Origin of the sequence: Bordetella sp. N, from assembly GCF_001433395.1 — a bacterium.
Taxonomy (GTDB): Bacteria; Pseudomonadota; Gammaproteobacteria; order Burkholderiales; family Burkholderiaceae_B; genus Bordetella_C.
Genome location: NZ_CP013111.1, coordinates 4,201,819 through 4,221,765 on the forward strand (window position 1 = coordinate 4,201,819; position 19,947 = coordinate 4,221,765).

Annotated in this window: 22 protein-coding genes; 11 read left to right on the forward strand and 11 right to left on the reverse strand. The window is 65.2% G+C overall.

Translation table 11 applies throughout. The features are described from left to right. Nucleotides 1–42: 42 nt before the first annotated feature. The 8 genes from ASB57_RS17945 to ASB57_RS17980 all read right to left on the reverse strand — a co-directional run bounded on the left by ASB57_RS17945 (nucleotide 43) and on the right by ASB57_RS17980 (nucleotide 7,087). A complete protein-coding gene (locus ASB57_RS17945; protein ID WP_057653462.1) occupies nucleotides 43–1,815 on the reverse strand; it encodes a chloride channel protein in 1,773 nt (590 codons plus the stop codon). Nucleotides 1,816–1,849: 34 nt separating this feature from the next. Beyond that, nucleotides 1,850–2,260, reverse strand: coding sequence for a MarR family winged helix-turn-helix transcriptional regulator (locus ASB57_RS17950; protein WP_057656236.1), 411 nt, complete (start codon nucleotides 2,258–2,260; stop codon nucleotides 1,850–1,852). A 178-nt stretch (nucleotides 2,261–2,438) separates the two neighbouring features. Next, nucleotides 2,439–2,903 (reverse strand): MaoC family dehydratase, encoded by a 465-nt coding sequence (locus ASB57_RS17955; protein ID WP_057653463.1) that lies wholly within the window; start codon nucleotides 2,901–2,903, stop codon nucleotides 2,439–2,441. 29 nt (nucleotides 2,904–2,932) lie between these two features. Continuing rightward, nucleotides 2,933–3,904 (reverse strand): nitronate monooxygenase family protein, encoded by a 972-nt coding sequence (locus ASB57_RS17960; RefSeq protein WP_156414206.1) that lies wholly within the window; start codon nucleotides 3,902–3,904, stop codon nucleotides 2,933–2,935. Beyond that, nucleotides 3,901–4,641 carry a 3-oxoacid CoA-transferase subunit B gene (locus ASB57_RS17965; RefSeq protein WP_057653464.1) on the reverse strand — a complete coding sequence of 247 codons (741 nt, stop codon included), beginning with the start codon at nucleotides 4,639–4,641 and terminating at the stop codon, nucleotides 3,901–3,903. Before ASB57_RS17965 ends, ASB57_RS17960 begins: the two co-directional genes overlap by 4 nt. After that, on the reverse strand, nucleotides 4,638–5,306 hold the full coding sequence (locus ASB57_RS17970) for a 3-oxoacid CoA-transferase subunit A (protein ID WP_057653465.1): 669 nt from the start codon (nucleotides 5,304–5,306) through the stop codon (nucleotides 4,638–4,640). The genes ASB57_RS17965 and ASB57_RS17970 overlap by 4 nt, the downstream gene beginning before the upstream one ends. A gap of 3 nt (nucleotides 5,307–5,309) precedes the next feature. Continuing rightward, nucleotides 5,310–6,209 carry an SDR family oxidoreductase gene (locus ASB57_RS17975; protein WP_057653466.1) on the reverse strand — a complete coding sequence of 300 codons (900 nt, stop codon included), beginning with the start codon at nucleotides 6,207–6,209 and terminating at the stop codon, nucleotides 5,310–5,312. A 23-nt stretch (nucleotides 6,210–6,232) separates the two neighbouring features. Next, nucleotides 6,233–7,087, reverse strand: coding sequence for an enoyl-CoA hydratase-related protein (locus tag ASB57_RS17980; protein ID WP_231755185.1), 855 nt, complete (start codon nucleotides 7,085–7,087; stop codon nucleotides 6,233–6,235). A gap of 224 nt (nucleotides 7,088–7,311) precedes the next feature. On the opposite strand from ASB57_RS17980, the gene ASB57_RS17985 reads away from it, so the two are divergent. Next, on the forward strand, nucleotides 7,312–8,166 hold the full coding sequence (locus ASB57_RS17985; RefSeq protein ID WP_231755186.1) for an IclR family transcriptional regulator: 855 nt from the start codon (nucleotides 7,312–7,314) through the stop codon (nucleotides 8,164–8,166). Between the two features lie 121 nt (nucleotides 8,167–8,287). Next, on the forward strand, nucleotides 8,288–9,268 hold the full coding sequence (locus ASB57_RS17990) for a tripartite tricarboxylate transporter substrate binding protein (protein ID WP_057653468.1): 981 nt from the start codon (nucleotides 8,288–8,290) through the stop codon (nucleotides 9,266–9,268). A 30-nt stretch (nucleotides 9,269–9,298) separates the two neighbouring features. Here the strand turns inward: ASB57_RS17990 and ASB57_RS17995 are convergent, their stop codons facing one another. Continuing rightward, nucleotides 9,299–10,693, reverse strand: coding sequence for an APC family permease (locus ASB57_RS17995; protein WP_057653469.1), 1,395 nt, complete (start codon nucleotides 10,691–10,693; stop codon nucleotides 9,299–9,301). A 148-nt stretch (nucleotides 10,694–10,841) separates the two neighbouring features. Between ASB57_RS17995 and ASB57_RS18000 the strand changes: the two genes are divergently transcribed. Next, nucleotides 10,842–11,438, forward strand: a complete 597-nt coding sequence (locus tag ASB57_RS18000) for a hypothetical protein (protein ID WP_057653470.1) — start codon at nucleotides 10,842–10,844, stop codon at nucleotides 11,436–11,438. 2 nt (nucleotides 11,439–11,440) lie between these two features. Here the strand turns inward: ASB57_RS18000 and ASB57_RS18005 are convergent, their stop codons facing one another. After that, a complete protein-coding gene (locus ASB57_RS18005; protein ID WP_057653471.1) occupies nucleotides 11,441–11,659 on the reverse strand; it encodes a hypothetical protein in 219 nt (72 codons plus the stop codon). A gap of 81 nt (nucleotides 11,660–11,740) precedes the next feature. Between ASB57_RS18005 and ASB57_RS18010 the strand changes: the two genes are divergently transcribed. From ASB57_RS18010 to ASB57_RS18040, 7 genes are all read left to right on the forward strand, one after another. Then, on the forward strand, nucleotides 11,741–12,703 hold the full coding sequence (locus ASB57_RS18010; RefSeq protein ID WP_057653472.1) for an aldose 1-epimerase: 963 nt from the start codon (nucleotides 11,741–11,743) through the stop codon (nucleotides 12,701–12,703). A 19-nt stretch (nucleotides 12,704–12,722) separates the two neighbouring features. After that, on the forward strand, nucleotides 12,723–13,343 hold the full coding sequence (locus ASB57_RS18015; RefSeq protein ID WP_057653473.1) for a DUF2946 family protein: 621 nt from the start codon (nucleotides 12,723–12,725) through the stop codon (nucleotides 13,341–13,343). A 23-nt stretch (nucleotides 13,344–13,366) separates the two neighbouring features. Next, a complete protein-coding gene (locus ASB57_RS18020; protein ID WP_082621691.1) occupies nucleotides 13,367–14,305 on the forward strand; it encodes a LysR family transcriptional regulator in 939 nt (312 codons plus the stop codon). A gap of 57 nt (nucleotides 14,306–14,362) precedes the next feature. Beyond that, on the forward strand, nucleotides 14,363–14,941 hold the full coding sequence (locus ASB57_RS18025; RefSeq protein ID WP_057653474.1) for an NUDIX hydrolase: 579 nt from the start codon (nucleotides 14,363–14,365) through the stop codon (nucleotides 14,939–14,941). Continuing rightward, nucleotides 14,938–15,735 (forward strand): leucyl/phenylalanyl-tRNA--protein transferase, encoded by a 798-nt coding sequence (gene aat / locus ASB57_RS18030; protein WP_057653475.1) that lies wholly within the window; start codon nucleotides 14,938–14,940, stop codon nucleotides 15,733–15,735. The genes ASB57_RS18025 and aat overlap by 4 nt, the downstream gene beginning before the upstream one ends. 68 nt (nucleotides 15,736–15,803) lie before the next feature. Next, nucleotides 15,804–16,553 (forward strand): arginyltransferase, encoded by a 750-nt coding sequence (locus ASB57_RS18035; RefSeq protein ID WP_057653476.1) that lies wholly within the window; start codon nucleotides 15,804–15,806, stop codon nucleotides 16,551–16,553. Between the two features lie 58 nt (nucleotides 16,554–16,611). Next, complete coding sequence (locus ASB57_RS18040; protein ID WP_057653477.1) at nucleotides 16,612–17,661, forward strand: quinone-dependent dihydroorotate dehydrogenase; 1,050 nt, start codon at nucleotides 16,612–16,614, stop codon at nucleotides 17,659–17,661. A 232-nt stretch (nucleotides 17,662–17,893) separates the two neighbouring features. Here the strand turns inward: ASB57_RS18040 and phaP are convergent, their stop codons facing one another. After that, nucleotides 17,894–18,484, reverse strand: coding sequence for a TIGR01841 family phasin (gene phaP / locus ASB57_RS18045; protein WP_057653478.1), 591 nt, complete (start codon nucleotides 18,482–18,484; stop codon nucleotides 17,894–17,896). Nucleotides 18,485–18,960: 476 nt separating this feature from the next. Here phaP and ASB57_RS18050 point away from each other — a divergent pair, with 476 nt between their 5' ends. Then, nucleotides 18,961–19,941: a tripartite tricarboxylate transporter substrate-binding protein gene (locus ASB57_RS18050; protein ID WP_057653479.1), complete on the forward strand. Its 981-nt coding sequence runs from the start codon at nucleotides 18,961–18,963 to the stop codon at nucleotides 19,939–19,941. Nucleotides 19,942–19,947: the final 6 nt, after the last annotated feature.

Here is a 19,947-nt window from a genome sequence, read left to right on the forward strand (position 1 = left end):
GTAAGCGCAAAGGGAGTGCCCAGGGCGCCCCCGTGTAAGCCCTTACTGGCCCTTCGATGCCATCCGGTAATTACGCCTGACCCAAAAGCGCTCGCGCTTATGCTCTTCATCGAAGTGCGTGGCGGACGGCTTCAGCAGATCGCTACGCGTAACCAGCCCGGCCAGACGCAAACTGGTCAGGTCCTCCACCACCGCCACGCGATCCAGTCCCTGCGATGCCAGTCGAGTCGCCACGTCCCGACAGGTTTCCTGCGGCAAGGCCAACGCCAGATCGCGCTTGTCCAGCGCGTCTCCGACGCGGCTATCCAGCGCCACCCGCGCCTGTATGGCCAGCATCGCGGTACGGTCCACCACGCCCACCACGGCGCCACCATCGATAACGGGATAGGCGCGCCACTGCTGATCTGCACCGAAGGGCCCGGCCAATACTTCGCGCACGGTCATCGAGGCCGCGATGGTGGCCGGCTCGACGGTCATCACCTCATCCACATAATGGCGTTCCAGCGGATCCACGCCGTATTCGCGGAAGATGTGATGGCCGCGCCGCGCGATCTTCTCCGTCATGATGGAACGGCGCATGGTGACCGCCACGAAGCCATGCGCGGCCAAGGTCGCGGCCAGCAGGGGCAGGAAAGCGTTGGCATCGTGCGTCACGCCGAACGCGAACACGATGGCCGTCAACGGCGCGCCCAGCGTGGCGCCCAAGGTCGCCGCCATGCAGACCAGGGGCCACAGGGTAGGATCGCCACCCGGCAGGATGGGGCTGAGCACCACCCCCAGGCCCGCGCCCAGCATCAATAAGGGCGCCAGCACGCCGCCCGATGTGCCGGAGCCCAGGGCCACCACCCACATCACGGCTTTCACGGCCAACAAGGCCAGCGCCACCTGCATCGCGATGTGCTGATGCAGCAGGTCGTCGATCACGTCGTAGCCCACACCCAGGGCGCGCGGCTCGATCAACCCGCCGATACCGATCACCACCCCGGCCAATGCCGGCCACCACATCCAATGCACGCGCAGACGCGCGAAGGTATCTTCGGTCTTGTAGAGCGCCAAGGACAATCCGGCCGCCAGCGCGCCGGACAACACGCCCGCCACCAGGCAGGACAGCAATGCCGTGGCGCCGGGCATGGCGGTCTGCAGGGCAAACAGGGGTTCCGACCCGAACATCAGGATGCGCGCGAAGCCCGCGACGGCGCAGGCCAGGGCCACCGGCAGCAGGCTACGCGGGCGCCATTCGAACAACAGCAACTCGACGGCCAGCAACACGGCCGCCACCGGCGTGCCGAACACCGCCGTCATCCCCGCGGTGGCGCCGGCCACCAGCAGGGTCTTGCGCTCCGCGGCGGTCAGGGACACGCACTGACCAAGCAGGGAGCCGACGGCGCCACCGGTCATGATGATCGGCCCTTCCGCCCCGAACGGTCCGCCGCTACCGATGGCGATGCCCGACGACAAGGGCTTGAGCACCGCCACCTTGGGCGACATGCGGCTCTTGCCGAACAGGATGGCTTCAATGGCTTCCGGTATGCCATGGCCGCGGATCTTGTCCGAGCCGAAACGCGCCATCAGGCCGACGATCAAGCCACCGATCACGGGAATGACGACCACCCAGCCGCCCAAGGTGTTCAAGGCAGGCGATCGTTCGGCAAACGAGAAGGTGCCGAAGAAGAACAGATTGGTGCACAGGTGAATCAGGTTCAACAGGACGAAGGCCGCCCCGGTTGCCAACAGGCCGATCAGCACGGACAGGCCCATCATCAAGGGCAGCCTGGCATTGACGGCAAAGTCACGTTTATGGGTAGGGAGCTTCATCGAAGGTCAAAGAGCGGAAGAAAAGGATGGGGAATCAGAGATCCAGCTGCGGCACGGTGAAGGTGCCCGACAGGGACTTGAGCTCGGCGCGATGCAAGGCCGCCAGCTGCACAAGCAGGCGTTCGCCCGCTTCCAGCAGATGCACTTCCACCTGTCGTCGATCGTGCGCCGCCGGCCGCCGTTCCACCAACTGATGGCCTTCGCAGCGCGTCACCAGCGCCACCACGCCGTGGTGCTGCGCCTGCAGGCGCTCCGCCAGTTCTCCCACCGTGGCCCATTCCCGACCCGGGAAACCTTTGATATGCAGCAACAGCAGATATTGCAGCGGCGTGATGCCGGCGTCCTGCGCCGCCTTTTCGGAGAAACGTTCGAAGCGGCGCATCTGGTAGCGGAATTCGGACAGCTGTTCAAAGTCCGCTTTGCGAAGGTCGGGAGGGGTACTCATGGGGCGGTGGGTCTGGGTGAAATCTTGGCGAAACCGCAAATATATCACGACGTGATATATGTTTTCGTCCCTCTTGGCTCAGCGCCGTGCCTGCCCGTCGCAGCGGGCAGGAAACGGGCCCAGGTCCGCCGCCCGACACGCGCCGGGCGTTGTGACGTAACGCCAGGAATCGCGGGCGCTAGCCCTCCTTCGCGTACATCACCGAGATGGTTTCGGCCACCATCGCCGGCCGCTCCACGCCTTCGATCTCGATGCGATTGGAGAACGTCAGGCGCGCCCCGCCTTCCATAGCGTCGTAGGCTTCCAGGGTGCGATGCAGGCGTATGCGCGCATCGCATTGCACGGGCGCGGTGAAGCGCACTTTATTGGAGCCGTAGTTGATGCCACGGGAACGTTGCCGCACGCGGCAGATCTTCGCACCAAGAAAGGTGATCAAGGACAGCGTCAGCATGCCGTGCGCGATGGTCTTGCCTTGCGGCAGCTCGCGCCGCGCCCGCTCCACGTCGACGTGGATCCAGTTGTCGTCGCCCGACACCTGCGCGAACGCGTCGATGCGCGCCTGGTCGATCCGCAACCAGTCGCTGGTGCCCAATACCTGCCCCACATAGGCCTTCAAATCGTAAGGGGTGTCCACTTCCAGCATGATGTTGCTCCTCTTCGTTTTTATTGAATTCAGTCGTTCATCAGGGCCAGCAGCCGCTCGCGCACCAGAATGTCGGCCTGCGCCATGATGCGCGCGACCAGTTCCCCGCAAGTGGGCACGTCGTCGATCAGGCCTTGCACCATGCCCACGGTCCAGATGCCCTCCTCCACGTCGCCCTCTTCATAGACGCGCCGGCCTTTGCCCCCGGCCACTTTGGGCCCGATCTCCGCGATCCCCAGGCCGGCCTGCTCCATCTCGACCACGCTGCGCGCCAACGCGGTGCGCGCCACGCGGCTGCTGTTGCGCAAGCTGCGCAGGATCAGGATGGTGTCGGCCTCGTTATTGGCGACGATGGTCTGCTTGATGTTGTCGTGGACGGGGGACTCCCGCGTGCACATGAAGCGGGTGCCCATATTGATGCCTTCCGCGCCCAGCGCCAGCGCGGCCACCAGGCCGCGCGCATCGCCGAAGCCGCCCGACGCGATCACCGGGATGCTGACCTGGGCAACCGTGGCCGGGATCAGGATCAGGCCGGGGATATCGTCCTCGCCCACGTGGCCCGCGCATTCGAAGCCGTCGATACTGACCGCATCGACGCCGATCTGCTCTGCCTTGCGGGCATGCCGGGCCGTGGTGCACTTGTGGATGACCTTGATGCCCGCCGCCTTGAAGGCCGGCATATGGGCCACCGGATTGTTGCCGGCCGTTTCGACGATCTTCACACCGCTGTCGATGATGACGTCCCGATAAGCCTCGTAGGGCACGGGCTTGAGCGTGGGCAGTATCGTCAGGTTGACGCCGAAGGGCCGATCCGTCATCGACCGCACGCGTTTGATTTCCTTGGCCAGGTCTTCCGGCGTCGGCTGGGTCAACGCCGTCAGCACGCCCAGTGCGCCGGCGTTGGCCACCGCGGCCACCAGCTCCGCGCGCGCGACCCACTGCATGCCGCCTTGTACGATGGGGTGCTCGATACCGAGCATTTGGGTAATCGCGGTCTTCACCGGCCGCCTCCTTGATGATGTTGGAAATCGCCGGATGGCACATACGCTCCGCAGTCGGGGGCTTGCGTCAGTTGCGCGCCCGTCAGCGCCTGCAGGGACGCGAAGTCCATGCCTTCCACCAGCCGGCTGACCACGAGGCCCGTTGCCGTCACGTCGATCACCGCCAGATCCGTGTAGATGCGATCGACGCAGCCGGATGCCGTCAAGGGATAAGTGCAGCGGTCCAGAATGCGCGGCTCGCCGGATTTCTGCACGTGCTCCATCAACACCCAGACGTGGGCCGCGCCCGCCGCCAGGTCCATCGCGCCCCCCACGCCAGGTATCTGCCCTTCGGCACCGGTCGTCCAATTGGCCAGATCGCCATTGGCGGCCACCTGGAAAGCGCCCAGGCAGGCGATGTCGATGTGTCCGCCCCGCACCATCAGGAAGGAATCGCTATGGCTGAACACCGACGCACCCGGCAACAGCGTGACGAACTGCTTGCCGGCATTGAGCACGTCGGGGTCTTCCGCGCCCTGCTCCGGCGCCGGACCCAGGCCCAGCAGGCCCTGTTCGCTGTGCAACAGCAGTTCGCGTCCGGCCGGCACGTAGTCGGCGATCAGGGTCGGCACGCCTATGCCCAGGTTGACGCAACTGCCTTCAGGAATATCGTGCGCGGCGACGCGCGCCATCTGCTGGCGAGTCAGCCCTTGACGGACGTTCGTGCCGGCCGCGTCCTTGGCATGATCAGTCTTCATGGCCGTACCTCCACCAGACGGTCGATGAAATTGGCGGGTGTCACGATATGCTCCGGATCGAGGGCGCCCAGTTCGACGACCTCGCTGACCTGGGCGATGGCCAGGGGCGCCGCGCCGGCCATGACGGGATTGTTGATGCGCGCACCACGGTGATAGACCAGATTGCCCCAGCGGTCGCCCTTCAGCGCCTTGATCAGGGCAGCATCGCCGCGCAGGGGTTTCTCGAAGACATACTCCTGCCCGTCTATATTGCGGGTCTCCTTGCCTTCCGCCAGCCGTGTGCCGGCCCCGGTCCGCGTGAAGAACCCGCCGATGCCGGCGGCGCCGGCACGGATGCGTTCGGCCAGGGTGCCTTGCGGCACCAGCTCCAGCTCGATCTTGCCGGCGGCATAGAGTTCGTCGAAGATGGTCTTGCCCTGCAAACCGCGCGGGAAGGAGCACACCATCTTGCGGATGCGTCCGGCGCGCATCAGGTCGCCGACGACGTCCTGGCCGATGGTGGCGTTATTGGCAACGATGGTCAGGTCGCGCGCGCCAAGTTCCAGCACGCCTTGCATCAGCTCCGCCGGCCGCCCCGATGTCCCGAAGCCGCCCACCAGCAGCACATCGCCATCCTTGATGCCGGCCACCGCGTCGGCGATGGACTTCATACGTTTGTCTATCATCGGTCAGTCCAGATCGTGGCCTTTCATATCGGCGTTGCGGCGGGCCCGCCGCGCCAGGTCCAGCAATACCGGACCGATGCGCTCCGGATCGTCCATCGGTTCGGCTTCCGGCCCGCGGTGCCAGCCTTCCATGACCGACAGATGGCCGCCGCCCACCTCGAAGACGCGACCCGTCACGTCCGCGCTGGCGCGGCTGGCCAGCCAGACGACCACCGGAGCAATCCAGCGGGGATGGCGCGCGGCGATTTCCGCTTCCGTGCGCTCGCGCAGGTTTTCCGTCATGCGGGTCTGCGCATGGGGCGAGATGGCGTTGACCGTCACGCCATAGCGTTTAAGCTCACGCGCCGCGATGATGGTCAGTGCCGCGATGCCGGCCTTGGCCGCGCCGTAGTTCGTCTGGCCGATATTGCCGTAGAGCCCGGACGACGACGAAGTGTTGATGATGCGCGCGTCGACCGCTTCGCCGGACAGCTTCTGCAGGCTGCGCCAATGGACGGCCGCGTGATGCGCCGTCGCGAACGTGCCCTTTAGATGCACGTTGATCACGGCGTCCCATTCGCTTTCTTCCATATTCACCAGCATGCGGTCGCGCAGGATGCCCGCATTGTTCACCAGCGCATGCAGGGCGCCGTAATGGGCGACGGTGCTCTCGACCATATTGCGCGCGCCGTTCCAGTCCGCCACGTCGTCACCGTTGGCGATGGCCTCGCCGCCGGCGGCGCGGATCTCGTCGACCACGGACTGCGAGGCGGACTGGTCCTGGCCCATGCCGTCACGCGATACTCCCAGATCATTGACCACCACCTTGGCGCCGTGCGCCGCCAGCTGTAGTGCGTACTCCCGGCCGATACCGCGGCCGGCGCCCGTCACGATGACGACGCGGCCCTCACATAATTGGGTCATTCCAGTCTCCAGTGAAATTCTTGTCAGGCGAAACGCGGGGAACGCTTTTCGACGAAGGCCGCGACGGCCTCGCGGTGATCGGCCGTTTCCGCGCAACGTACGTGGCGCCAGCACTCGCGGTCCAGCATCTGCGCCAAGGGCAGATGCGCCGCGTCATTCAAATTGGCTTTCATGTGGGCGATGGCGGTACGCGGACCATGGGCCAGGCGCCTGGCGACATCCAGAACGGCATCGTGCAACGCCGCGGGTTCGAACAGGTCGTTGAGCAAACCCAGGCCCAGTGCGGTTTGCGCGTCCAGCATGGGCGAGGTCAGGTACAACTCGCGCGCCTTGGCCATGCCGACCAGGCGCGGCAGAAAGTAATGGCCGCCGAAATCGCCCGACAGGCCCACATTGATGAAGCCGGTGCGCAGGCGGGTCGTGTCGTCCCCGTAGCGCAGGTCGCAAGCCAGCGCCAGGCTAAGGCCGGCGCCCACGGCGGGGCCGCGCAGCATCGCGATGGTGGGCTTGGGCATGGTGTGCAGCAACTCGCAGATACCCGTGCGCTGGCGCAGGCCCGCCATTTTCTGTTCGAAGGACAGCGCGGAATCCGTATTTGCAGCCGCATTGGCATTGGCATTCATCCGCGCCACGTCGCCGCCGGCGCAAAACGCGTTGCCCGCGCCGGTCAGCACTACGGCACCCACGTCGTCATCGTCAGCGGCCGCGCGCAGGGCCGCCAGCAACGCGGCGTACAGCGCCGGGCTCAGCGCGTTGCGCCGTTCAGGACGATTGAGGGTAAGGACCAAAAGGCGCCCATCCCGCGTTTGCAGAAGATCTTGCGATGCGCCGGCATCGTCCCCACTCGCGGTCGTGCTCCGCGTCTCGTTTTGATTCACGCTGTCTCCCTGGGCCATGATCGCGGCCTTTTTTTTATCCTAGGGGAAGACGACGATTGCGGGCGATGCGGCGCCCATTTATACGTCCACATATCGAGATACCGCGCCCGCAGGCCCTGCCGGACGGCCGGTTTCCGGCTAAAAATCACGTCACGGCGTGGCCCAGGCAACGTCCAACATATAGAAGAAGCGCAACGCCATGCATGCGGCGCGGAGACAAGATCATGACCATCGACAGCACCTCGACGACCTGCGCGTCCGCGGGCACGCAAACCCTGCATCGCGCGGTGTCGCTGTTGCGCCTGATCACCGCGAACAATCGCAGCGGCAGCCGCCTGGTTGACCTGTATCGCCGTACCGGCCTGGAACGCCCTACCGCGCATCGCATCCTGCAAGGCATGATCGCCGAACAGTTGATCCGCCAGGACAGCCGCAGCAAACGCTACTACCTGGGGTCGCTGCTGTACGAGATGGGCCTGGCCGCCGCGCCCAAGCTGGCGCTGCGCGACGTCTGCCACCCCTACCTGGAGACCCTGGCGCAACAGACCGGGGACACGGTCTTCATGACGGTGCGCTCGGGTTTCGACGGGGTGTGCGTGGCGCGCGCGGATGGCTCCTTTCCCATCAAGATGTTCGTGCTGGACGTCGGCCGGCACCGTCCCTTGAACGTCGGCGCGGGCGGCCTGGCCGTGCTCAGCGCGCTGCCCGACGACGAGATCCAGCGCATCTGCCGCGTCAACGTGACGCGTACCCAGCGCAAGAATCCGCGTTTCACCGACGCCCAGCTGCGCGCCAGCATTGCCGCCACGCGCCGGCGCGGGTATGCCACCAACAAGGTCATGGACAACCCGCCCGTGCATTCCGTCGGCCTGGTGGTCCGCTATCCGGACGGCGCGCCGGCCGCCGGCATCAGCGTGTCGACCCTGGCGTCGCGCCTGGGCAAGGACCGCCTGGAAATGGTGGTGCGCTGCCTGGGCGAGGCGGTCGAATCGATCGAAGCCGATCTGCGGCGGCACCTGGCACGGGATGGCGTGGAGCGGGAAGTCCAACTTGTGGACCTGAATCTGCCGCTTGCATGACGCGGCGCCGTTCGCGACCCGGGTTAACTCCGTAGACTTTTTTTCGGGTCGCACGTCGCTGCGAAGACGCCCCCTGACCACAAAAAATATACCGCCCCTTGAAAGGGGTTGGAGGACGACAATGACAACGCTGATATCCCGCCGCTGGGCCACCTTGGCCACCAGCCTGGCTCTGACTTTCTGCGTGGCGCCCGCGCACGCCGACTATCCCGATCATCCCATCCAGGCCGTTTCGCCGTATGCCGCGGGCGGCGCCAACGACTTTCTTACGCGGCTGATGGCCCAGCACATGGGCCAGGCGCTCAAAACCACCATCGTGGTCGAGAACAAGGCCGGCGCGAACGGCATCGTCGGCGCGGGTTTCGTCGCCAAGGCAGCGCCGGACGGCTACACCCTGCTCATGGGAAACAGCGCCACCCATGGCACCAACCCCACGCTGTACAAGCAAATGCCTTACGACCCCGACAAGGACTTCGCGCCGGTCGGGATGGTGGCGTCCGTGCCCATCGTGCTGGCCGTCAATGCCAAGCTCGGCATCAACAATGTCGCCGAGCTGCTGGCCTACGCCAAATCGCATCCGGGCAAGCTGGCCTTCGGCAGCAGCGGCGTGGGCGGCACCGGCCATCTGTGCGGCGAGGCTTTCAAGGCAGAGACGGGCCTGGACATGGTCCACGTGCCCTATAAAGGCGACGCGCCGGCCGTGGCGGACGCCATGGGCGGGCAGGTACCGATGGCCTTCGTCGGCGTGGCGTCAGCGGCGCCGCTGCTGGCATCGGGCAAGATCAAGATCCTGGCCGTGGCCAGCACCCACCGCTCGGGTTCTTTGCCCAATGTGCCGACCATGGCCGAAGCGGGCTACAAGGACATCCAGTTCGCCCAGTGGTATGCGCTGGTGACACGCGCCGGCACGCCGGCGCCCGTCATCGCGAAACTGAACCAGGCCACCAAGACCGTGCTGGCGCAGGAAGACGTGAAGAAAAGCCTGGCAACCCAGGGCGCCGATCCCGAATACATGACGCCAGACCAGTTGCGCGGCTTCTATCAATCCGAGATCAAGCGCTTCGCGGACATCATCACGCGCTTGAACATCAAGGCGGAATAGCCTGCCTGGCGCCCGCCTTGGCCAACAGCCCTATTCCTTCAATTCCTCTGGATTCAAGCGGGCGACGCCCTGCCGGTGGGTCATCACGGTGATGCCCCACATCACGACCCCCAAGGCGAGCAGCCACCCGGCAACTTGATACTGGATGACGTCACGGCCGGTGATGGGCAGGACCAGGAACAGACACGCCGCGGCGCCAAGCCAGGGGCACAAGGTGGCAATACGGAAATGCTCGTGCTGGACGGGGTCGCGCCGCAAGACCAGCACCGCCACGTTGACGAAGGTAAATACACCTAGCAACAGTAAGGACGTGGTGCCGCCCAGGGCCCGGATGGCTTCCGAACTGCCGCTTGAAACCAACACGATCAGTCCAAGCGCCAAAGCGGTGGTGAACAGAATAGCCACCCACGGTGTCCGGGTTCGGGTATGAACCGCCGCAAGAAACGCGGGCAGGACACCCTGGCGCGACATGCCGTATAGCAGGCGGCTGGCCATCATCATGTTGATGAGCGCCGAGTTCGCTACGGCGAACATGGATATGATCGGCATGATCTTGTCCATCGGCAGATTCGGCGCGGCGCGCTGCACCACCAGGACCAGAGGCGTCGAACTCTTCGCCAGTTCGCCCACGGGGATCAGCGCGACGGCGCAGATCGACACCAGCACGTAGATGGCTGCCGTGATACCCAGGCCGGTCAGCATCACCTTGGGAAAGATGCGATTCGGCTCGTGCGTTTCTTCGGCCATATTGACCGAGTCCTCGAAGCCCACCATGGCGAAGAACGCCAGCCCGGTGGCGGAGGTAACGGCAAGGAACACGCTCTTGTCCTGCGGCGTCTCGAAGGCGATGACCCGGGAAAAGTCCGCCTGGCCGCCGGCCATGGCCCAGAATCCCAGCACGATGACCAGCAACAGGCCGCTCAGCTCAACCAGCGTCAGCACCACGTTGGCCTTCACGCTTTCGGAGGCGCCACGGAAATTGACGATCATGACAAGCAGCATGAAGCCGAGCGCGCCAAGCGTGACCGCCGTTCCTTCCGATTCGATCCCCAAGGCCACGAACAGATTGGCCGCGAAGGCCCGCGAAGCCGTGGCGGCCGAGGTCAGCCCGGAACACATGACGGTGAAGCAGACGATAAAAGTAAGGAAGTGCACGCCAAAGGCCTTGTGCACATATAACGCGGCGCCCGCTGCCTTCGGGTACTTGGTTACCAGTTCCAGATACGAAAATGCGGTGAGCAGCGCGACAACAAAGGCGATCAGGAAAGGCAGCCAGGCTGCGCCGCCCACTTCTCCCGCCACCTGCCCGGTCAGGGCGTACACCCCGGTTCCAAGGATGTCGCCCACGATGAAAAGCAGTAATAGCTTGGGCCCCATCACTCGCTTGAGGGGCGTACCCGCGTCGGCCGTGCTGTTCATATTCATTTTATTTATCTCCCGTCACAGGGGAGATTTACACAAAGCTGAAAGACGTGCGATTTCTACTTGTTTCTGCTCGTCAATCCTCGTTGCGGCCCTGCGCGGCGGGGTGAATAGAATGGGCGCTCCGCCGCTGAACCCCTAACCTTCGCCCATGAAACTGCGTTCACTGCGTTACCCGGCCCTGCTTCTGGCGCTTGCCGCCCCCCCTGTCCTGGCCCAGGTCGCCAGCCCGTCTTCGGACGGGCCGAAATTCGGCAAATGGGAAACCCGGGTTCTTGCAGGCGAAAACAAGGAAGTGGTGCGCCTTGCCGCCTGGAGCGTCAGCGGCAAGACCATGCTGTCCTACGACTATTACGTTGACGACTGCCGCGCGCTCAGCTTCACCTTGGGATGGATACGCGCGCAGCCGGCGGATCATGATCTTCACTTGACGAATGTCGCGACGTCATTGCAGGTCGACAAGCATAAGATCGTGCCGTTTCTCAGCACTTACGTGCTGAACAAAGGCGAGATCGCATCCCAGCTGACGCTGTCCGATGTCGACGACTTCGGGACGGCGATGGAACAGATGGAGCGCGGTAATAAATTACAGATACGGGTGCCGTGGGACGTGGACACGCGCGCCAACGACATCGTCGAAGACTTCGCCTTGCAGGGATTCGCCAAAGGGCTGGCCTGGACCCGCAAGACCTGCTGGGAGATCGCCGACCAACGCGCGGCGGGCCGGTCCCGCAATCCGCTGCCCTGAGCCTACATGCGCACCGGACGCGGCTGTCCGGGCGGATCGCCGGCTGGCGGGACTCCGTTGGGCGGATCGACTTCCGGCGGCGGCGTATCGTCCGGATCGGGCGGCGGGCTTTGCGGCCCGCCGGGAGGCGGCACGCCAGGATCGGTATTGGGCGGCTCGGGCGTGATCTGGGCGTGATAGAAGACGGGCTGCGGACTGGCGGGCAACAACAGGCTCATCATGATGGGGCGTTCCCTCGGACAGCGTGGAAGAGCACGGCACAGCAAGCGCCATGCCCCGATCGGTATCCCTATAATCCAGCGATGACCGATACCGCTCCCCTGCGCCTGACGACAGGCCCCGCCACCCTGGAACTGCTGCCCGCGCTGGGCGGCACCATACTTCGTTATGACTGGCATGGCGTGCCGGTCCTGCGGCCTACCGAGGGGATACCCACGGAGTCGCGGGTGACGGCCTGCTATCCGCTGGTGCCCTATTCCAATCGCATCGCCGATGGCCGGCTGAGGTTCGACGGACAGTCCTGGGCCATCCCCCGCACGGCGGACAACCATCCCCTGCCGATCCACGGCGTCACCTGGCAGCGCCCCTGGACCGTCACGCAACAGGACGCGACGCGTGTGGTCATGGAGCAGAGCTACACGGTCGCGGACGCTGACCCGGCAGCCGCCGCGGCCCCTGACACCGGCGCCCCCTGGCCTTTCCCCTTCCACGCCACGCAGTCCTTCGAACTGGGCGAAGACTTTCTGCGCATGACGCTGACCCTGCGCAACACCGGCAGCACGGACCAGCCCGCGGGCCTGGGCTGGCATCCCTACTTCCCCCGTACACCCCAGGCCCGCGTGCGCGCCAAGGTCAGCCATATGTGGGTCAATGACGACCAGAGCCTGCCGCAGGAGCTGATCGATACCGGCGGCGCCGTGGACGACGGCCTGCCGGTGACGCAGGTCGATCTGGACAATGTCTTCAACGGTTTCACGGGTCAGGCCAGCGTCGCTTGGCCGGAACGCGGCATGGCGGTGGACCTGGAAGCCGATCCGCTGCTGGGCCACGTGGTGATCTTCACGCCCCCCGGCAAACCGCACCTTGCGGTGGAACCCGTCAGCAACATGACCGACGCGTTCAACCGCTACGCGCGCGACCCGGCCCCCCAGCTCACCGAAGTGGCGTCTGGCGTGCGGCATGACCGCACCACCGGCACGCTGATCCTGGCCCCCGGCGCGCAGGTCACCGCGACGGTGACACTGCGCCCGCGGCGCCTGCGCTGACCTCCGCCGGACCGCAAGCATGGACGACGACGTACTCGCCGCGATCCAGCGCTGGCCCAATGTGCCGGCCGTCTCCGGCTGGCTGTCGCTGGACGACCGCGGGCGCTGGCGTCTGCATCCCAACGGCGACGCCGACGCAGGGGGCCCCGGCGAGGGCATCACCAGTCCCGCCATCCTTGCTTTCATCAACCGCAACTATGCGCGCGATGACGCGGGCCGCTGGTTTTTCCAAAACGGCCCGCAGCGTGTCTATGTCCGCGTGGACGCCGCGCCCTACATCCTGCGCGTGGCCGCCGATGGCGCCGGCCTGCAAACCCACACGGGCCTGCCCGTGAACCGGGTCGCCGCATGGTGGCTGGACGAGGACGGCCGGCTGTACGCCGACACCGACGCGGGGCCGTCCATGCTCGATGGCCGCGACATGCTGCGCGTGCTGGACGCCTTGGCGTTGGACGATGGCAGCGCGGCTTTGGACAGCATCGCCGCCCTGCCCGATCAGGGCACGCTCAATGTGTCGTATCGGCCAGTCGGCCACGCGTCACCATCGGCGCCCGCATCTACTCCCGCATCCGCGCCTCTGACACACGCCCCGCGTGCCCGGATCGTGCAGGCGCTGGGCTACGACGCCACGGCAGGCTGACCCGCGCCGGACCAAGGAAATTCATGGATACGCACAGCGCGATGCGCACTTTCGCCAAGGTGGTCGAGCTGGGCTCGTTCGCCGCGGCGGCCGCCAAACTGGACCAGGCCCGCTCGGCGGTCACGCGCCAGGTCGCCTTTCTTGAACAGCGCTATGGCGTGCGCCTGCTCAATCGCACCACGCGCAAACTCAGCCTGACCGATGCGGGGCTGGCCTTCTACGACCGCATCCGCCCCATCCTCACCGACCTGGACGACCTGGAGCAGGCCCTGCAAGCCGAGGACCGCCGTCCCAGCGGGCGCCTGCGCGTCGCCGCCCCGGTGTCGTTCGGCGTCCGCCACCTTGGCCCGGCCATCGCCGACTATCTGGCCGCCTACCCCGACGTCTTCATCGACCTGGATCTGAATGACCGGGTCGTCGACCTGGTGGAAGAAGGCTACGACGTCGCGGTGCGCATCGGCAGCCTGCCGGACTCGACACTGGTGGCCCGGCCGCTGGCACCGCAAGACCTGAAGGTATGCGCATCGCCCGCCTATCTGGCCGCCCATGGCGAACCGGTCCATCCGGACGACCTGAAGCGTCACCGCTGCCTGCAATATGCTTATTCCCGTACCGGCAATGAATGGCGCTTCGAAAAGGACGGCGAGACCTACGCCGTCCGGGTACCGACTTCGCTGCGCGCCAATAACGGCGACATCCTGCGCACGGCCGCGGTGGCCGGCCATGGCATCGTGCTGCAGCCGGGTTTCCTCATCGATGCCGACATCGCCGCCGGCCGCCTGGTGCCGCTGTTGCGCGACTATCGCCACGCGTCGATCACCATGTATGCCGTCTACCCGCACCGGCGCTACCTGACGGCCAAGGTGCGCACCTTCGTCGCTTTCCTGGAAGCGCGCTTCAGCCCCAAGGCGGAGACGCTCCTGGCTGAGGCGTCCCCGGCTACACGCGCCGCCGTGGATTGACGCAACCGGACGCATCCAAGGTCGCACCGTCATGCGCGCAACCGTTAGAATCGCCCCATGAGTGCAAAGCCCACCACCTACTTCCCCGCCCCGCGCCTGGCGCGCTTCTGTAGCCAATGCGGCACGCCCGTCGTCCGGCGCGTCCCCGAAGGCGACAACCGTGAACGCGATGTCTGCGACAACTGCGGCGCCATTCACTATCAGAATCCGCGCGTGGTGGTCGGTACCGTTCCGGTCTGGGAAGGCCGCATCCTGCTGTGCCGTCGCGCCATCGAGCCGCGCTACGACACCTGGACCTTGCCGGCGGGCTTCATGGAGCTGGGCGAGACCACCGCGCAGGGCGCGGCGCGGGAAACCCTGGAAGAATCCGGCGCGCGCGTGAAGTTGGGCGGCATCTTCACCGTCGTCGACGTGCCCCAGGTGGACCAGGTCCATATCTACCACCTGGCCGAAGCCCTGGGTCCCGAGCTGGATCCCGGCCCCGAAAGCCTGGAGGCCCGTTACTACGACGAGGCCGACATTCCCTGGGATGACCTGTCGTTCCGCACGGTGGTGACGACCCTGCGCCACTACCTCGAAGACCGCCGCCGCGGCGTCTTCGAGCCGCATTACTACTCACTCGATACCCCGCATTGAAGCTGCCCTGGCTGGAGCCCGACACGCCGCTGCCGCCCGCCGCGTCCGCGCTGCGCGAGCCGGATGGCCTGCTGGCGGCGGGCGCCGACCTGTCGGTGGCGCGCCTGCACGAGGCCTATTCCCACGGCATCTTTCCCTGGTTTTCCGAAGGCGAGCCGGTGCTGTGGTGGAGTCCCGATCCGCGCATGGTGCTGGCCTGCGCCGATTTCTCCGAATCGCATTCCCTGGCCAAACGCCTGCGGCGCATGGCTCGTGAAGAAGGCGACAGGGCAGACGGCAAATCCCTGCTGACGGAGACCATCGAAGTGCGGGTCGACACCGCTTTCGAACAGGTGCTGCTGGCCTGCGCCGCACCTCGTGGACAGCAGAACGCCACCTGGATCACCCCCGCGATGCGGCAGGTCTACCTGGAATGGCATCACGCCGGCGCCGCCCACAGCATCGAAACCTGGATAGACGGACACCTGAGCGCCGGCCTGTATGGCATCAGCCTGGGCGGCATGTTTTTCGGTGAATCGATGTTCACCCGCGTCACCGATGGCTCCAAGATCGCACTAGCCCATCTGGTGCGCTTCCTGAAACGCCACGACGTGCCCTGGATCGATTGCCAGCAACAGACCCGCCACCTGGGCAGCCTGGGCGCCAAGCCCGTCCCGCGCGAGCGCTTTGTCGACGAAGTACAACAGTTGGTCAGGCGCGCGTCTCCCCCCTGGCAGCCCGGGCGACTGGACACGGCGGGAGTCATCCATCCCCTCGGCCCCCCGGCTTTCTTGCCAGCGGACGATCCGGTTTAAGCGTTATCATGTCCGCAGCCGGTCCAGGGGGGAACCCATCACACGGACCGGCCCAAGCCGCAGCGCACATGAGCCAGCTCAAGGAACTTCCGTTTTCCACTCTGCAGTTCTATGCGACCGCGCCCTACCCGTGCAGTTATCTGTCCGGACGTCAGGCCCGCTCGCAAGTGGCTGCGCCTGGGCATCTGATCAATGCTGGCACCTATTCCCAGCTGGTCGAACAAGGCTTCCGCCGCAGCGGACTGTTCACCTACCGGCCGCATTGCGACGGCTGCCGCGCCTGCATCCCTGTCCGGGTCGACACCGCCCACTTCGCGCCCAATCGCAGCCAGCGCCGCGCCTGGCGCGACCATGGCAGCCTGCAGTCCTTCGTGGCTGAACTGGCCTGGTCGCCGGAACACTATTCGCTGTACACACGCTACCAGCAGGGCCGCCATCCCGGTGGCGGCATGGACGAAGACAGCCGCACCCAGTACGCGCAATTTCTGCTGACCAGCCGCGTCAACACCCGCCTGGTGGAATTCCGCACACCCGCCGGTGACCTGGCGATGGTGTCCATCATCGACGTGCTGGATGAAGGCCTGTCGTCGGTCTACACGTTCTACGACCCCGCCATCCCCGGCAGCCTGGGAACCTACAGCATCCTGTGGCAGATCGAGCAATGCCGTACGCTGGACCTGCCCTGGCTGTATCTGGGCTACTGGATCGAGGCCAGCCGCAAGATGGCCTACAAAGCCAACTTCCAGCCGGCCGAGCTCCTGGTCAACGGTTTCTGGCAGCCGGCCAGTGAGTACGATCCGGGCGCCAACGCGCAATAACGGCTCAATCCGGGTCAAGCTGGCACGAGCCCACGCTCTGCCTCTACAATTCGCCCCCATGTCTATCCTCTTTCAAGCCTACCCCCTGGCCCGCGCGGCGCTCTTCGCCATGGACGCGGAAACCGCGCATGAAGTGACCCTGAAGTCGCTGCAACGCGCCTACGACTGCGGCGCCACGCGCTCGCTGCTGCATGCCGCGCCGCTGGCGCCGACCGACCTGATGGGGCTGCGGCTGAGCAATCCCGTCGGGCTGGCCGCGGGCCTGGACAAGAATGGCGCCTACGTCGACGCGCTGGGCAATCTGGGATTCGGGTTCATCGAAGTGGGCACGGTGACGCCGCGCGCGCAACCGGGCAACCCCAAGCCGCGCATGTTCCGCCTGCCGCGGGCTGAAGCGCTGATCAACCGCCTGGGCTTCAACAACCAGGGGCTGGAGGCCTTCGTCGCCAACGTCACGCGCAGCAAATGGCGCGCGAATGGCGGCATCCTGGGCTTGAATATCGGCAAGAACGCCGATACGCCCATCGAACGCGCCGCCGAGGACTACCTGATCGGCCTGTCCGGGGTGTACCCGCATGCCGACTACGTCACGGTGAATATCTCTTCGCCCAATACCAAGAACCTGCGCGCGCTGCAGAGCAGCGACGAATTGGGCGGCCTGCTGGCGCAACTGCAGGAGCGCCGCAAGCAGCTGGCCGACACGCACGGGCGCCACGTGCCGCTGGCCGTGAAGATCGCGCCGGACCTCACCACGGAGCAAGTCGACGCCATCGCCGACACCCTGCCCCGCTATGGCGTGGATGGCGTCATCGCCACCAACACCACCCTGTCGCGCGACGCCGTGACCGGCCTGCCGCACGCCCAGGAGGCGGGTGGCCTGTCGGGACCGCCCGTGCATGAACTGTCCCTGGCGGTCATCGCGCGCCTGCGCGAACGCCTGGGTGCGGATTTCGCCATCGTCGGCGTGGGCGGCATCGTTTCGGGCAAGCAGGCCCGCGAGAAAATGGCCGCGGGCGCCAACGCCATCCAGGTCTATACCGGCTTGATCTACAAGGGCCCGGCGCTAGTGCGCGAATGCGTGCAGGCTGTCGCCACGGGCGTCAACTGAAGCGCAAACCGCAGGGCAAGAACCGCGGGACAAAAAAGACCCCTCAGGTCAACCCTGACGGGTTGCCCGGTCCCCCAAGGGGACGCTTTTTGACTTGGGGCGGCCCGGCGTCAAAAAAAGGGGCCGCCCATAGGGCGGCCCAATTTCCAGCTCTGCTCAAACGATACAAAGCATACCCCTGCTTAAGCGTCCGGCCAAGCGCCCACCCGGGGCGCCCGGCGCGAAGTTACGCTTAAGCCGCGGCGGCAGCGCGACGGCTGCGGGGCGAGGCGACCTTGTTGGCGGCATCGGCGGCATCCGAAGCAGCCTTGAAGGTCGCATTGGCGGCGGCATTCAAATTGGACTCGGCCACTTCGGCAGCCTGCTTGGCAGCCTTGGTCATCGAGTCATAAGCACTGGTGGCGGTGGCCAACGAGGACTTGATCAGGGCAACAGCGCCTTCCGAACCGGTCGGGGCGTTCTTGGACCACTGGTCGATGGCGTCCGAAATCTGCACCTGGCCTTCGGCGATCTGCTCTTCACCCAACTTGACCAGTTCGGTCTGCACGCCGGTCACGATGTCATACACATGCTTGCCGTAGGCCAGGGCCTTTTCGGCGCCCGGTTGCACCAGGCCGGACGAGAAAGCGACGGCTTCCTGGGCATCCTTGACATCGCTGGCTTGCTGCGAACGGAGGGCCACCTCATCCAAGCTGGCCTTGACGACCTTCAGGTTCAGATCGATCAGCTTTTCAAAACCCGAGAACAGCGCGGTCTGGGCGGCGATGAAGGTGTTGAGCTGAGCTTTCTGGCGGGCCAGAACTTGTTGCGGAATGGCGGTCATGAACGAATCTCCTGAGTGGGACACATAGGGTCCCTAGTGTGTAGATATGGTCTTGCGGCGACAATCGCGAAACGCGAAAAATGCCAGACAAAACAACTACTTGGGTACTACGTAGCCATCGAGGGGTGGCGCCCCACAAGCTGCGCCCTACTGCCGGCGGAGCCGTCTGTTGCACTGCACAAATGTCATTCTATGCTCGTTCAATTCGATGTCAAGCACATTTTGTGCGTTGCAACAGAAGAAACATTCTGACTATTTAACCGTTCCCAGGGACTTCCTCAGCGTACGCCGAGTTTGTTACGGTTCTGATGCAACATGGGGAAACACCTGGGATGACGCCGTTGCCTTTCTTACTTAGACTGCTACCAAGTACCTAACAATAAAAGCAGTCAAGGCGGGTGTTCTTGACGAACCTCATGGTTCGCGTGGCCAACCCGCTTGCAGCGCATAACGAAGTACACCTTGAGGAGACATCAATGGTTTTTCGTGCCCGTCCGGTTTCCGCGTTGATTGCGGCGGCTGCTGTCTGTTGTATGGCTGGTGCGGCGCATGCCGCCTATCCGGATCACGTCGTCAATATGGTCGTGCCCTTCGCCGCTGGCGGCCCCACGGATAACGTGGCGCGCTCCCTGGCGGAGGCCATGCGCCCCACCCTGGGCCAGACGGTGATCGTCGAAAACAAGGGTGGCGCCGGCGGCACCATCGGCACCACGTACGTGGCGCGTTCCGCGGCCGATGGCTACACCGTATTGCTGATGCACGTGGGCTTTTCCACGGCTCCTTCGCTTTACAAGAATCCAGGCTATGACGCCCTGAAGAGCTTCGAGCCCATCGGGCTGGTGGTCGACGTGCCGATGACGGTCATCGCTCGTGACAACTTCCCGCCGAGCACGATCAAGGAACTGGCCAAGTACGCCAAGGACAACAAGGACAGCGTCACCTTGGCCAACGCCGGCATCGGCGCCGCCAGCCACCTGTGCGGCACGATGCTCAGCGCCGCCTTCGGGGTCAATCTGCTGACCGTGCCCTACAAGGGCACCGCGCCGGCGATGAACGATCTGCTGGGCAAGCAGGTCGACCTGATGTGCGACCAGACCACCAACACCACGCAGCAGATCGCGGCCAAGAAGGTCAAGGCCTATGCCGTGACCAGCCTGCAGCGCGTGCCCACCCTGCCCAATATCCCCACCATGGACGAGTCCGGCTTCAAGGGCTTCCAAGTGGGTATCTGGCACGGCATGTGGGTACCGAAGGGCACGCCCAAGCCGGTGGTCGACAAGCTGGTGCAGAGCCTGCAAGCCGCGGTCAACGATCCCAAGTTCCAGGAACGCATGAATGGCCTGGGCGCGGTGGTCCTGACCAAGGAAGCGAATCCGAAGGCGCTGGATGACAAGGTCAAGCAACAGGTGCCGCAATGGGCGGAACTGTTCAAGAAAGCGGGTGTAGAACAACAATAAGCCCGA

Bases quoted from the DNA above. Each gene is read 5' to 3' on its own strand.
- ASB57_RS18050 (WP_057653479.1), top strand. From the start codon at position 18,961: ATGGTTTTTCGTGCCCGTCCGGTTTCCGCGTTGATTGCGGCGGCTGCT.
- ASB57_RS17950 (WP_057656236.1), bottom strand. From the start codon at position 2,260: ATGAGTACCCCTCCCGACCTTCGCAAAGCGGACTTTGAACAGCTGTCC.
- ASB57_RS17970 (WP_057653465.1), bottom strand. From the start codon at position 5,306: ATGATAGACAAACGTATGAAGTCCATCGCCGACGCGGTGGCCGGCATC.
- ASB57_RS17965 (WP_057653464.1), bottom strand. From the start codon at position 4,641: ATGAAGACTGATCATGCCAAGGACGCGGCCGGCACGAACGTCCGTCAA.
- ASB57_RS18015 (WP_057653473.1), top strand. From the start codon at position 12,723: ATGGACGACGACGTACTCGCCGCGATCCAGCGCTGGCCCAATGTGCCG.
- ASB57_RS17985 (WP_231755186.1), top strand. From the start codon at position 7,312: ATGACCATCGACAGCACCTCGACGACCTGCGCGTCCGCGGGCACGCAA.
- ASB57_RS18035 (WP_057653476.1), top strand. From the start codon at position 15,804: ATGAGCCAGCTCAAGGAACTTCCGTTTTCCACTCTGCAGTTCTATGCG.
- ASB57_RS17995 (WP_057653469.1), bottom strand. From the start codon at position 10,693: ATGAATATGAACAGCACGGCCGACGCGGGTACGCCCCTCAAGCGAGTG.
- ASB57_RS17975 (WP_057653466.1), bottom strand. From the start codon at position 6,209: ATGACCCAATTATGTGAGGGCCGCGTCGTCATCGTGACGGGCGCCGGC.
- ASB57_RS17955 (WP_057653463.1), bottom strand. From the start codon at position 2,903: ATGCTGGAAGTGGACACCCCTTACGATTTGAAGGCCTATGTGGGGCAG.
- ASB57_RS18010 (WP_057653472.1), top strand. From the start codon at position 11,741: ATGACCGATACCGCTCCCCTGCGCCTGACGACAGGCCCCGCCACCCTG.
- ASB57_RS18020 (WP_082621691.1), top strand. From the start codon at position 13,367: ATGGATACGCACAGCGCGATGCGCACTTTCGCCAAGGTGGTCGAGCTG.
- ASB57_RS17990 (WP_057653468.1), top strand. From the start codon at position 8,288: ATGACAACGCTGATATCCCGCCGCTGGGCCACCTTGGCCACCAGCCTG.
- ASB57_RS17945 (WP_057653462.1), bottom strand. From the start codon at position 1,815: ATGAAGCTCCCTACCCATAAACGTGACTTTGCCGTCAATGCCAGGCTG.
- ASB57_RS18005 (WP_057653471.1), bottom strand. From the start codon at position 11,659: ATGATGAGCCTGTTGTTGCCCGCCAGTCCGCAGCCCGTCTTCTATCAC.
- phaP (WP_057653478.1), bottom strand. From the start codon at position 18,484: ATGACCGCCATTCCGCAACAAGTTCTGGCCCGCCAGAAAGCTCAGCTC.
- ASB57_RS18025 (WP_057653474.1), top strand. From the start codon at position 14,363: ATGAGTGCAAAGCCCACCACCTACTTCCCCGCCCCGCGCCTGGCGCGC.
- ASB57_RS18040 (WP_057653477.1), top strand. From the start codon at position 16,612: ATGTCTATCCTCTTTCAAGCCTACCCCCTGGCCCGCGCGGCGCTCTTC.
- ASB57_RS18000 (WP_057653470.1), top strand. From the start codon at position 10,842: ATGAAACTGCGTTCACTGCGTTACCCGGCCCTGCTTCTGGCGCTTGCC.